9 protein-coding genes are annotated in these 13175 nt (G+C 66.3%); 3 read left to right on the forward strand and 6 right to left on the reverse strand.

The window, feature by feature from the left end; genetic code table 11:
* Nucleotides 1-62: 62 nt before the first annotated feature.
* The 4 genes from ACQKJZ_RS05275 to ACQKJZ_RS05290 are packed head-to-tail and all read right to left on the reverse strand — an operon-like array spanning nucleotide 63 to nucleotide 4646.
* Nucleotides 63-1616 (reverse strand): DHA2 family efflux MFS transporter permease subunit, encoded by a 1554-nt coding sequence (locus tag ACQKJZ_RS05275; RefSeq protein ID WP_427730244.1) that lies wholly within the window; start codon nucleotides 1614-1616, stop codon nucleotides 63-65.
* A complete protein-coding gene (locus ACQKJZ_RS05280) occupies nucleotides 1616-2797 on the reverse strand; it encodes an efflux RND transporter periplasmic adaptor subunit (RefSeq protein WP_427730245.1) in 1182 nt (393 codons plus the stop codon). The genes ACQKJZ_RS05275 and ACQKJZ_RS05280 overlap by 1 nt, the downstream gene beginning before the upstream one ends.
* Nucleotides 2794-4197 carry an efflux transporter outer membrane subunit gene (locus ACQKJZ_RS05285; RefSeq protein WP_427730246.1) on the reverse strand — a complete coding sequence of 468 codons (1404 nt, stop codon included), beginning with the start codon at nucleotides 4195-4197 and terminating at the stop codon, nucleotides 2794-2796. Before ACQKJZ_RS05285 ends, ACQKJZ_RS05280 begins: the two co-directional genes overlap by 4 nt.
* Nucleotides 4194-4646: a MarR family winged helix-turn-helix transcriptional regulator gene (locus ACQKJZ_RS05290; protein WP_427730247.1), complete on the reverse strand. Its 453-nt coding sequence runs from the start codon at nucleotides 4644-4646 to the stop codon at nucleotides 4194-4196. Before ACQKJZ_RS05290 ends, ACQKJZ_RS05285 begins: the two co-directional genes overlap by 4 nt.
* A gap of 206 nt (nucleotides 4647-4852) precedes the next feature.
* Between ACQKJZ_RS05290 and ACQKJZ_RS05295 the strand changes: the two genes are divergently transcribed.
* The gene (locus tag ACQKJZ_RS05295; protein ID WP_427730248.1) at nucleotides 4853-6400 is read left to right on the forward strand and encodes an alkaline phosphatase D family protein; all 1548 of its coding nucleotides are present in this window, start codon (nucleotides 4853-4855) and stop codon (nucleotides 6398-6400) included.
* A gap of 157 nt (nucleotides 6401-6557) precedes the next feature.
* Complete coding sequence (locus ACQKJZ_RS05300; RefSeq protein WP_427730249.1) at nucleotides 6558-8696, forward strand: TonB-dependent siderophore receptor; 2139 nt, start codon at nucleotides 6558-6560, stop codon at nucleotides 8694-8696.
* Between the two features lie 45 nt (nucleotides 8697-8741).
* Here ACQKJZ_RS05300 and ACQKJZ_RS05305 read toward each other — a convergent pair whose 3' ends face one another.
* A complete protein-coding gene (locus ACQKJZ_RS05305; protein WP_427730250.1) occupies nucleotides 8742-11243 on the reverse strand; it encodes a glycoside hydrolase family 9 protein in 2502 nt (833 codons plus the stop codon).
* A 339-nt stretch (nucleotides 11244-11582) separates the two neighbouring features.
* Nucleotides 11583-12218 (reverse strand): tetratricopeptide repeat protein, encoded by a 636-nt coding sequence (locus ACQKJZ_RS05310; RefSeq protein WP_427730251.1) that lies wholly within the window; start codon nucleotides 12216-12218, stop codon nucleotides 11583-11585.
* 239 nt (nucleotides 12219-12457) lie between these two features.
* On the opposite strand from ACQKJZ_RS05310, the gene ACQKJZ_RS05315 reads away from it, so the two are divergent.
* On the forward strand, nucleotides 12458-13147 hold the full coding sequence (locus ACQKJZ_RS05315) for a PEP-CTERM sorting domain-containing protein (RefSeq protein WP_312488199.1): 690 nt from the start codon (nucleotides 12458-12460) through the stop codon (nucleotides 13145-13147).
* Nucleotides 13148-13175: the final 28 nt, after the last annotated feature.

Below are 13175 nucleotides of genomic sequence, written 5' to 3' on the forward strand. Positions count from 1 at the left end.
CCTGCAACCATGAATCACCGTCGCACGACTTTTGCAACGATCCCCTCAAGGGGAGGAACAATCTAGTCCGCCGCGATAGGGCCGTCATGCGGCTTGGGCCGCCGGGTGAACCAGGTCAGCGCCGCCAGAACGATGCACAGCCAGGCCGAGACATAGAAGATGTCGGTCGAGGCGAGCAGATAGGCCTGCCCCACCATCTGGCGCGTGACGGCGGCGGCGGCTTGGGTATCGGTTAGCCCGAGATGGTTCAGACCCATGCGGGCCATGTGCCAGACCGGGTTCTGCCCGATCGCCTCGGACAGATGCGCTTGGTGCAGCGCCTCGCGCCGGTCCCACATGGTGGTGGTCAGCGAGGCGGCAAAGCTGCCCGCTGTGATGCGCGCGAAGTTCGAGATGCCGGTGGCTGAGGGGATGCGCGCCTGTGGCACACCGTCCAGCGCGATGGTCAGCATGGCGAGGAAGAAAGTACTCATCGCGATCCCCTGCACCATCAGCGGCAGGACGAAGTCGCCGAAGCTGGCCTGGGTATTCAGCCCCGCGCGCATCCAATAAGATGCGCCGAAGGCGGCGAAGGCGATCGTCGCCATGATCCGCGCATCGACCTTGCCGGACAGCCGCGCGACGATGGGCGTCAACACTACCGCCACCACCCCGCTGGGGGCCGCGACCAGCCCGGCCCAGGTCGCGGTATAGCCGAGCTGGGTCTGGAGCCAGAGCGGCAGCAGCAGCGTGTTGGCGAAGAACACCGCATAGCCCAAGCAGAAGGCGAGCGTGCCGATGGCGAAGTTCCGCCCTTTGAACAGCGACAGGTCGACCGCCGGATTGGCGTCGGTCAGCTCCCAGATCAGCCAGGCGACGAAGCCGACGATCGCGATCACGGTCATCACGACGATCCGGGTCGAATGGAACCAGTCGTCATTCTTGCCGAGGTCCAGCATCATCTGAAGCGCACCGACCCAGACGACCAGCATGACGAGGCCCACCTTGTCGATCGGCAGGTTGCGGGTCGGGGTCTCGCGGCTCGAAAGCCCGCGCCAGCACATGCCGGCGCAGAACAGGCCGACGGGCACGTTGATCAGGAAGATCCAGCTCCAATGATAATTGTCGGAGATGTATCCGCCCAGGATCGGTCCCATGATCGGCGCGACCAGCGTGGTCATCGACCAGATGCCGAGCGCGGTGGACCGTTTCTGCGGCGGGAAGATCGAGATCAGCAACGCCTGACTGCCCGGGATCATCGGCCCCGACACCGCACCCTGCAGCACGCGAAAGCCGATCAGCGAGGACAGGCTCCACGCGATGCCGCACAGGAACGACGCGATGGTGAACAGAAAGACCGAGACGCAGAAGGTGCGTACCACGCCGAACTTGCCCATCAGCCAGCCGGTCAGCGGCACCGCCACGCCGTTGGCGACGGCGAAGGCGGTGACGACCCAGGTCGAATTGTCCGAACTGACGCCCAGATTGCCCGCGATGGTGGGCAGCGAGACGTTGGCGATGGTCGAGTCGAGCACCTGCATGAAGGTGCCCAGCGCCAGCGCGAAGGCGACGAGGGCCAGCGCCGGGCCCCTCAGCGGCGCGGGGCCGTCCCCCGCGCCGCCCTGTGCGCCGGCCATCAGCGGTTCGCCGCGATGATCTGCGCGATCCGGGCCTCGATCGCCGGATCGTTGCCATCGGTGGCCTTGGTGCTGTCGACCAGGGTCGCGGCGTTGCCGATGCGCGGACCGCGCTGGTCGGCGGTGTCGACCGTGACGGTGGCGGACAGGCCAACGCGCAGCGGGTTCTGACGCAGCTCGTTGGCGTTCAGGCCGATGCGCACCGGCACACGCTGCACGATCTTGATCCAGTTACCGCTGGCGTTCTGCGGCGGAAGCAACGCGAACGCGTTGCCGCTGCCGGCGCCCAGCCCGATGACCTTGCCATGATAGACGATCTTGCCGCCATACATGTCGGCGGTGACGGTCGCGGGCTGACCGATGCGCAGGTCCTTCAGCTGGGTCTCGCGGAAATTGGCATCCACCCACAACCGGTCGAGCGGCACCACCGCCATCAGCGGGGTGCCGGCGGCAACCTGCTGCCCCACCTGCACGATGCGCTGCGCGACGACGCCATCGATCGGCGCGATGATATGCATATGATTGCGGGTGATCGCGGCGCGGCGATAGGCGGCGATGGCGGCCATCACGGCGGGATTGGTTCCCACTCGCGTTCCCTGCACGGCGGTTCGCGCCTGTGCCGCCTGTGCGCGGGCGAGCGCCAGGTTCGCGGTGGCGACCTTCACCGCATCGGCGGCGTGCGACAGCTCCTCGCCCGAGACGGCACCCTCGGCGGCGGCACCCCGGCGGCGGGCATAGTCGGACTGTGCACGGGTCAGCTCGGCCTGCGCCTGGACGATCGCGGCGCCGCTCTGGTTCACCTTGGTGAAGTCGGCGCGGGTCGCACGCACCGCCTGCGCCAATTGCGCGGCGGCCGAGGCCAGGCCGACATCGGCGGTCGCGGGATCGAGGTCGATCAGCGGCTGCCCCGCCTTCACCGTCTGGGTATTGTCGGCATGGATCGCCAGGACCGTGCCCGGATCACGCGCGGTGATCGACACCACGTCACCCGCGACATAGGCGTCGTCGGTCTCCTCCTCCGGCTTAGCGAGCAGGAAGTGGAACACCGCCCAGACGATGGCGGCCGTCACGACGACGACCGTCAGGATGAGGAGGCCAAGGCGACGGGCCTTGGGCTTGCCGCCGGTCGGTGCCTGCGTGGTGGGCGCGGCGGGTGAGGGGGCGGCGTCGGTGTCGCTCATTGCGTGAGACCTTGCGAGGAAGAGGAGAAACCGCCGCCCAGAGCGACGGCCAGCGCGATGCGCGCCTGGACCGCGTCGGCGGCGAGATTGACGTCGGCCTGCCGGGCTTCCAGCTGGCGGATATCGGGATCGATGAGGCCCAGTTGCGATTGCAGCCCGCTCGCCACGCGAATGGCGTTCAGGCGGCGCGTCTCGGCTAGTCCGCGAACGACCTCGCTCTGGCGCGCGCGTTCGGTGGCGATGGCCCGGCTGCGCGTCACGGCATCGGCCGCCTCGCGTACCGCCGTCACGACGCGGTCGTTATAGTCTGCCGTGGCCAGATCGACGGCCGCCGTCGCCCCCGCCAGCCCGGCCCGCAGGCGGCCGCTGTCGAAGATCGGCAGATGGATGGCCGGCCCCGCGCCCACCGTACCCGCATCGGCGGTGAACAGATTGCCCAGGCCCACCGCCTGGAAACCGGCAAGCCCCAACAGGTTGACGTTGGGCAGGAACGCCTTGCGTGCGACCTCCTGCCCCTTGCTCGCCGCCTCGATCCGGGCGCGCGCGGCGGCAATGTCGGGGCGGCGCGCCAGCAGGTCGGCCGGCACCGTCGCGGGCATCGGCAGCGCCGTGTCGAGGTTCAGCCGCGTCGGCGTGATGGTCGCGGGATAATCCAGCCCGCGCCCGGCCAATGCGGCGAGCGCGTTGCGCGACAGCGCGGCCTGCGCCTCGGCCCGCGCGAGCGCGACCCGCGCCTGGGCGAGCAGCGTCCGTGCGCCCGCCGCGTCGATCTGGCTGGCCAGGTTGTTGCGGATACGCGCCTGGATCAGGGTCAGCGAATTGCCGCGCGTCGTCAGCGTGTCGCGGGCGATCGCAGCCTGACGCTCGGCACGGGCGAGCTCGACATAGGTCTGCACGACCGCACCCGCCACCGCCAGCCGCGCCGCCGTCACGTCCAGCGCGGCGGCCTGCGACGAGGCGCGCGCGGCATCGATCGCAGCGGCCTGTCGCCCGAAAAGGTCGATCGTCCAGTTCAGATTGGCCTGCGCCTGACCCAACCACTGGGTCGTCCCGGCAAAGGGCGGCGGGATGGTATAGCGGCCGGAGATCCGGCTATATTGCTCCTGCGCGTCCAGCGAGACATCGGGACCATTGTCCGCACGGCGGCTGGCCAACACCGACTCCGCCTGCCGCAGCCGTGCCAGCGCGACGTCGAGCGAGGGGTTGCCCGCCAAGGCGTCCGCCATGATCCGGTCGAGCTGCGCATCGCCCAGGCCGCGCCACCAGTCGGGGGCGACCAGCGGCGCCTGCGCCGTGCCCAGCCCCAGTCGATCGGGCGCCACCGGCGCGACGGCGGGGTGCGTCTGCGGTGCGGAACAGCCGGCGAGCAGCAGGCCGACCGCGAGTGCAAGCCGCCTCATGCCACCGTCTCCAACTGATTGCGCAGTCGCAGGAGATAATCGAGGAACTGGTCGACATCCTTGGGCGCCCAATCGGACAGCCAGACATCCCATTGCGCCACGACCTTCTCCTTGCAGCGATGCGCGACCGTGCGTCCCTCATCGGTCAGGCTGAGCAGCACGACGCGGCGGTCCTCGGTCGAGCGGCTCCGCGCGATCAGGCCGCGCTCCTCCAGCGTATCGACGATCCGGGTGGTGGCACCGGTGTCGTGACACAAATGGCGCGCCAGTTCGGCCGCTGTCCCCGCCAGATCGTAGAGAAGCGCCATCAGCGCGGTCCACTGAACGTGGGTGACCTCCTCATTCTCGAACACTGGTTCCATGCCGATACGGGCGAGCTGGAACACGCGCTTGGTCAGATAGCCGACCGAGCGTTCGGGATCATAGGAGTCGGGATGCTGTGTCACCATATCGCTGCCTTGGCAATGGTTGCCTCGGCAGTCAATTGGTGAAACGCAACGTGACTTATTTGTCATTTCTGAGCGTCGCGGCGCCTCCCCATAGTGCCTGTCATCGCCATGTAACATCATATCCTTTAAGCGGGGGCAGACCTGATGGAGTTTCCGATTATGCGCCGCGCTCACGCCTGTTTCCGTTTCGCCTCTGGGGGCCGCGCATGACCCTGTTCACCCGCCGTCATGTGCTGGGCGGTGCGATCCTGCTGGGCGGCGCGCCGGCGATCCTGCGGGCGCAGCAACTTTTTACCGCCTATCCGTTTCGGCTGGGCGTCGCGGCGGGGGACCCGGCGGCGGACGGCTTCGTCATCTGGACACGGCTGGCGCCCGATCCGCTCGCCGAGCATGGCGGCATGCCGATGGCGCCCGTGGAGGTCGACTGGCAGGTCGCACGCGATCAGGCGATGCGCGATGTCGTCGCCAAGGGAACCGCGCTTGCCCGCCCCGAACTCGCCCATTCGGTCCATGTCGAGGTCGGCGGTCTGGAGGCGGCGCGGCCCTATTGGTACCGTTTCCAGGTCGGGCGCGAACGCTCGGCGCGGGGCATGGCCCGTACCCTGCCGCCGGCCGGCGCGCGGCTCGATGGGGTGCGGTTCGCGGTCGTGGGCTGCCAGAATTATGAGGACGGCCTCTTCACCGCCTATCGCCACATGGCGGAGGAGCGGCCCGACTTCGTCTTCCATTATGGCGACTATATCTATGAGGGGCGCGATTCGCCGTTGGCCTTTGGCTATGACGGGACGCCGCGCCGCTTCGTACGCGAACATGTCGGGCAGAAGCTGTTCGACATCGCCGATTATCGGCGGCGTTACGCGCAGTATAAGATGGACACCGACCTTCAGGCGGCGCAGGCCGCCGCCGCCTGGTTTCCGACCTTCGACGATCACGAGGTCGAGAATAACTGGGTCGGCCTGATCGATCAGGAAAAGACCCCGCCGCAGGATTTCGCCCTGCGCCGCGCGATGGCGCTACAGGCCTGGTACGAGCATATGCCGGTACGCGCGGCATCGATGCCGACACCGTCGGGCATCACCGCCTATCGCCGTGCGCCGATCGGCGACCTTCTCGACCTGCATCTTCTCGATACGCGCAGCTTTCGCAGCGATCAGCCCTGCGACGACGGCTTCAAGCCCGTTTGCGCCGGCGTGCGCGATCCGGCGGCGCAGGTGATGGGCGCGGCACAGGAGAAATGGCTGGCAGCCAATCTTGCGCAAGGACGGGCGCGGTGGAACGCGATCGCGCAACAGGTGATGGTCATGCCGCTTGACCGGCGCACCGACGACGCGCCCGAACCGATCCGCAACATGGACAGCTGGGGCGGCTATGACGCGCCCCGCGAACGGCTGCTGGCGATGCTGGGCGGGCGCAACGCGGTGGTGTTGACCGGCGACGAACATCAGACCTTCGCGGGCGAATTGCGGGCCAATGCCGGTACCGGTGCGGCCAAGGCGGTGGAGTTCGTCACCACCTCCATCTCGTCGGGCGGCGACGGCGCGGACGTGCGGAAGGGCAATGACCGGATCATGGCCGATAACTCCTATCTGAAATACACCGCCGACCGGCGCGGCTATTCGATCTGCGAGGTGAGCCGCGATGCGTGGCAAACCCGTTTCCGCGCGGTGCGCAGCGTCTCGACGCCCGACGCGCCCGTGGTGACGCTCGCCACCGCGACCGTCGCAGCGGGGGAGCCGGCCATCACGATGGGGTAGGGGGCATCACCCGGCGCTCCGGGCGGCTTGGCCGCGCCTGGGGTGCCGGGTAGCGTCGCCGACATGGTGACATAAATATGCGATTGATTATCATTAGTGGTATCACTAAAGCCGCTGCCGAAAGCCCAAATGGGTGAGAGACAGCAGCGGAGGAATTATGAAGCGCAGCCTGTTGGCAGGCCTGCTGGCCGGTGTCGCATCGGCCGTGATCGGCGCACCGGCATGTGCGGCGGAGACGGCGCCGGCCAATGATCCCCAGCGTGACAACGACATCATCGTCACCGGTGCCCGCGTCGCGCAGGCGGGGGATCAGCAGAGCGCATCGCCGACCGGCCTGTCGCTGTCGCTGCGCGAAACACCGCAGTCGGTGACGGTGATCGACCGCCAGCGGATCGAGGACTTCGCGCTGACCAATGTCCAGGACCTGTTGACTCAGACGGTGGGCATCAATGTCGAGCGGACCGAGACCGACCGGACCGAGTTCAACGCGCGCGGGTTCGACATCACCAACTTCCAGTTCGACGGTATCGGCCTGCCGATGAACTTCGGCATCCAGACCGGCGACCTCGACACGGTGCTGTTCGACCGGGTCGAGGCGGTGCGCGGCGCGAACGCGATCATGACCGGCGTCGGCAATCCGTCCGCGACGATCAACTTCCTGCGCAAGCGCCCGACGACCGGCTTCCAGGCGAATGGCTCGGCCTATCTCGGCTCGTTCGACATGTGGCGGCTGGAAGGCGATGTGTCGGGGCCGCTGACGACGAACGGCGCGCTGCGGGCGCGGGTGATCGGCGCGCATGAGGAGCGCGACAGCTATCTCGACTATAACCACGTCAATCGCGACGTGATGGCGGGGCTTCTCGCCTGGGACGTAACTCCAGCGCTGACCGCGACGCTCGGCTATTCGCGGCAGGACAATCGCTCACGTGGGGTGCTGTGGGGCGCGCTGCCGTTGACCTATACGGATGGGACGCGGATCGATTATGCCCGCTCGGCCTCGACCTCGGCCGACTGGACCTATTGGAACACCATCGACCAGACCGCCTTTGGCGAACTGGCGTGGAAGCCGGGCGGTGACTGGGCGGTACGCGGTGTCGTCACCTATCGCCGGTTCGAGGAAAGCGCGCGGCTGCTCTACGCCTTCGGCCTGTCCAACCGGACGACGGGTGTCGGGATCAAGGGGCAGACCGGGCGGTACGACTCCGACTACGACCAGCTTCTGTTCGACGGCTATGCCTCGGGCAGCGTGTCGCTGTTCGGCCGGGATCACCAGCTGGCCTTCGGCGTGTCGAACGGGCGTTCGGATGGCGATCAATATGCCGGCAACGGCCTGGCGCTGGTCGACTATGGCGATATCCGCGAGCTGGCCGATTTTCGCGCGCCGCAGATCGGCTATACGCCGATGGCGCAGCGGGCGGATGTCCGCGATCTGCTGACCCGCGCATATGGCGCGATGCATCTGAACCTGACCGACCGGCTAAAGGGTGTGGTCGGCGCGACCGTGATCTGGCTGAAGACCTCGGGCCTGTCCTATGACACCGATCAGGCGCGCGATAACAGCCGGGTCAGCCCCTATGCCGGGCTGCTCTATGACCTGACCAGCCACCTGACCGCCTATGCGAGCTATACCAACATCTTCAATCCGCAGAGCGAGGTCGACATCACCAACCGCCGCCTTGACCCTGCCCGCGGGACCAGTATCGAGGCGGGCCTGAAGGGCGAGTGGATGGGCGGGCGCCTTTACGGTTCGGCGGCGGTGTTCCGCGCCGAACAGAAGGGGCTGGCGCTGTTCGCGGGGCGGTTCAACGGAACCAACGGGCCGGAGGGTTTCAGCTATTATACCGGGCAGGATTCTATCTCGAAGGGCTTCGAGGTCGAGGTGGCCGGGCGGATGACCGATCGCTGGCTGGTCTCGGGCGGCTTCACCCATCTTCAGATCGAGGATGGCGATGGCATCCGCGCGCGCAGCTTCATCCCGCGCGACACGTTCAAGCTAGCCGCTACCTACAGCATCGAACAGCTGAACGACCTGAAGCTGGGCGGCCAGTTCCGCTATCAGAGCCGGTTCAGCAACACCAATGGCGCGGTCGATGCGGCCGGGCAGGCGGTGCCGGTGGTGCAGGATGCCTATGCCACGCTCGATCTGCTGGGCAGCATCCGGCTGATCGATCATGTCCGCGCGAGCGTGAACCTGCGCAACGTGACCAATGCGAAATATCTCGGCACGCTGAAATACGGGCAGGCCTTCTACGCCGCGCCGCGCAGCATCATGGCGACGCTTCGCTTCGATTATTGAGGCGGGTGAACGGGGCGGGATTTCGGTGTCCCGCCCCGCATGCGATCACCGATCTTCCTTCGTCGCCTCGATCGCGGCGTTGGCCGCCAGGATATAAGCCGAGGTCGTCGCGACCGTATATTCATTCTCGAACCACAGGAACGGCCAGTCGGTCTTCAGCTCGGGGAAGTCCGGCTTTACGATCAGCACGCCCGGCACCAGCCCGCCGGGGATGAAGCCGTAATCGGCGCGGTTATGGCCATAGCCGATCAGCTTGGAGGCGGTGCCTACGGTCGAGACCAGCGACAAATTATTCGCCGGATGCCGCCCCAGCACATAGTCAATCGCGTTCAGCGTATAGTCGGTGCCGATGATCTCGGGGAACGCCTTGTGCATCAGGTACATGGTCGACCCGAATTCGACGACCTGGTGCGACCCCGCCCAATTTCCCTCGCTGATCGGCACGCCGAACGGGTTCTTCCCGATCTCGGCATCGCGCTTGGCCTTGGCCGCGCGCACCATCGGCACCAGCGCGGCGCGATATCGGGCGTCCATATAGGGAATGGCGCGGATCGCCGAGGCGCCGACCCCGGCGAAGCTCTTGGCGATCACCGGCATTAGGCCGCGCAGGCGATCGGCGTACAGCTTGTCGCCCTTGCTGGTGATGAGGAGTTCGACTGTCGCACCGACATTGGCGCCGTCCGCCGACCAAGGCGAGCCGGAATCGTCGCGACCGTCGCCGGCCTTGATCTTGCCCTTTTGCTGGCGCGCCCAGAGAACCTTGGCTGCGCCGAGCGCCTCGGCGGCCATGGCGGGATCGCTGTCGGCGAGCGCCCGCGAGGCGGCGGCCAGCGCGCCCGCCACCGCCAGATTGTTGGCGGGCAGATCGGTGGTGAAGGCCCAGCGATCGTCCTGCGCGCCCGACGCCCCGCCCTTGCGCTCGGTCGTGCCCAGCGCAGCGTCGTAGGTCAGATTGTCAGTTTGTGATCCCGCATCGCCCAGATGTGCATATTGGCGCTGCGCCGGATCGATGATGCCGACGATCGCATGGCCGAACACCTTGTACTGGGCGAGCAACTGCAGAACGCCGTGGCGGATCTGCTGGACCGCGTCCTGCTTGCCATCGGGCTTGCGGATTTCGACCGCGCGCGCGGCTTCGTCGACGCTCGTCTCGTCCCAATCGAGGCCATAGAGCTCGCGCCCCCAGACCAGGTCGCGGACCACGGCCGCGTTCTGCGGCGTCTGGATGTCATAATCGCCCGCATCCTGGAACCCGCCGACATTCAGGCCGGGGATATGCTCGCCCGGCTTGAAGGGGGAGTCGAGGGTCGGCCCCATCTTGTATCCGTCGAAATGGACGTGATTGGGCGGGGCCTGTCGCGCGTCGTCGAGATGCGAGGGCGCGGACCAGACGCGGTACTGCTCGCGAATGCCGACATGATCCATCTGCTCGGCGATGAAGGTGTCGAGCGAGGTCTGCCAGATGCGGTCATAGGCATCGGCGGCGATGCGGAAGGGATTGGTGACCTGCCCGCCGTAAGCGATGGCATAGACGCCCGGCTCGCGTACGCTGGAGAAGTCGAAGGCGGCGTAATTGTATCGCATCCAGCGCCCCCGCGACGCGACGGCGGCGCGCAGTACCGGCTGACGGGTGCCGTCGGTGGCCAGCTTGACCAGTTCGGCCTCGGCCGGCGCGGGCCCATGCGGATCGGTTTCTATCAGGGCGACCTTCGACCGGCCGGGGGTATAGCCCGCCTGATTGAACGACACGACCGGCGGGCGCACCCAGTTCTTCACGACATTGGGGCGGACATGCCAGACGACGGCGTTTTCCTTCGCCCCGACCGCGATCGGCGAGCGGACCACGAACCAGCCATTCTGCGCCCGGTTGCGCGCGTCATAGAGTTCGAGCGCGCCCGCATCCGAGGTGATGGTGACGCGGGTCATCGGGTCTTCGGGGGCGAGCGTGATCGACCTGCCACCCGCCGCCAGCGGCATGGGATCGCCCGAGCCGTCCTTGGCCATCGGCCCGGTCGCGTGGCGCGGGAACAGGCCCGGCGCGGCGTCCATCAGATAGGTCTTGCCGAAATAGCTGGTCGGCAGGAAATCGAGGTTGAACCCGGCCTTGCCCGCCAGGCTGGCGGGCAGCGGCTGGTCGAGGTCGACCGCGATGCGAAAGCCGTCGCCCTCGGCGGTGACCTTCACCTTATAGGTCAGGCCGACATCCTTATAGGCAGAGCGGACCACGATCTGATTGGCCTCGGTTCCGCGCGTGCGGCCGAGAAAGGCGGGGACGGGGTCCCATTGTTCGGGTGTGCGATTGAGCCGGACCGCGCCGTCGGTGGCGATCCGCTCGCCATGCAGCACGATCTGGATGCCGGCATTCTTCTCGTCGAAAAAGATCGGACTGAACTGGTTCTGGTCGACCATCACGGTCAGCCCCTGGGTCTCCAGCGTCTCCGCCGGGGTCACCGTCAGCGACTGCGCCGGACCCTGGGCCTGGGCGGCGAAGGTCGCCGCCACGATGCTTGCCGATGCCAGCAAAGCGACACCCATCCGTTTCAGCATAACCCCTCCTCATACAGATAGCGCTATCATTTTTGCATCGGAATATGGCGTCGGGAGCCTGTTTTGGCGGACGCGACATTCGCGATGCGGGACGAAGCGTTTGCCGCTCTCATCCTGATCGCAATCTGGGCCACCAAGCCTGATTAAACAACGAAAAAATGGCGTCTTGCGCTGTATCAAGATTATGCGGGGCGGACGCTATGGAGGCCGGGCGCGGTCACGGCGGCCTGTAGCGATCTTTCCAATATAACGCTCACATGATAGACGGATGGCGGACGTGAAAACGGCGCGGACCGCCTTCGCCGTCCGCGCCGTTTTCGCGCCTTCCAAGGCCAGTGTTCAGCTGCGCGACTTGTAGCGCGGCTGAGCGCGACCCGCTTCGTCCGCCGCCTGACGGATCAACTGGATGTTACGCTTGATCGATGCGGCCAGGGCCGAACGGATCGCCTCATCCGCATCCGAGCCGGCGGGCACCTGGCGCAGCAGCGCGATCCAGTCGCCGATCGCTTCGTCATGCTGACCGTTGAAGTCCTTTTCCATCGCGAAATAGAAACGCGCACGCGCATCGCGTGGATCGAGGGCCAGCGCCTTGCGGAACGCGTCGCCGGCCTCCGGCGGCAGGTTGGTATCGTTCGACCTGGTCGTCTGCATCAGCGCTTCACCCAGCGCCGACCAAGCGGTCGACTGATTGGGATCGATCGCCAGCGATGCGCGATAGGCGACGGCGGCCTCGTCGAAGCGACGCTTGGCGAGCAGCGCATCACCCAACTGCTTCTGCGCGGCGGCATCGCGCGGTGCCTTGGCGGCGGCGGCCTGCGCCTTGGCGGGGTCCATGGCGGGTGTGAGGCGTTCGACGAAAACCGGCGTCGGTTGGGCCTCCCTGGCCGGACGACGCAGCAACGTAGTGGCGGTAATGCCAAGGAGGATGACGGCGAGTACGATGCCCGCGATGAGGAAGGTCTTGCCCCGTTTCATGAATGATCCCTGCTTATGGCCTGTGCGGCGCGGCCACATATCCGATTCGCAAGACATAGCGCAAAAGGTGAAAGTTTTGGCATCGACCTGTCTTATCCTGGAACATGATGGGTTAAGGCACTCTAAAATATAGGTAAAGTGAGGCATTTTTTGGGGTTCGGTTGCACCCTTGGGCGGCCTATAAGCGACATATGGATATAGGGGGCGGCGTCGCTTCCACGGGAAGGATTGGAGAAACGATGCGCAAGATCTCGATTTTCATGCTCGCCGCCGCTGCGGTCACCGCATCGCCGGCACTGGCGACGACCGCGACCACGAAGACGACCAATGGCAATGTCACCAGCGTCGCCAATGACAGCTATACCGCGCAGAAGAACGTGCCGGCGGGTTCGACGGTCGTGACCTTCGATACCAATCCGCAACTCCCCGACGGCTTCTCGCTGAGTGGCGGCAACGTCTATCCGCAAGGTCAGTGGCCGACGTATCTCGCTCCGGCGGGCGACAACACCAAGTTCCTGGTCGTCGCTCCCAACGCCACCGCGACCCTGACCGGCGACAAGCGGTACGGTTATGGCGGATTCGGCATTAATTGGGGCTCGATCGACTCCTCGAACGTCATCGAAGTGCTGGATATCTTCGGCAAGCTGATCGACACGGTCAGCGGCGGACAGGTTCTTGGCAGCAGCATTTTCGATAACAGCGTCAACCGCTACGTTACCTACACGCTCGATCCGGCCACGGGTCAGCAGATCGGTGGCCTGCGCTTCACCAACGTCAACAACAACGCATGGTCGTTCGAAGTCGACGATATCGCGTTCACCGGCCGTAGCCCGGCGGCGGTGCCGGAGCCGGCATCGATCGCGCTCTTCGGTGCCGGTCTGGTGGGTCTGGTCGGCGCGGCGCGTCGCCGCCGTCGTCAGGCTGCCTGAACACCTTCGTGAAATGGCGGCGTCGGTC

The organism is Sphingomonas sp. NPDC019816 (genome assembly GCF_050274375.1).
In the GTDB taxonomy this organism is placed as follows: domain Bacteria; phylum Pseudomonadota; class Alphaproteobacteria; order Sphingomonadales; family Sphingomonadaceae; genus Sphingomonas.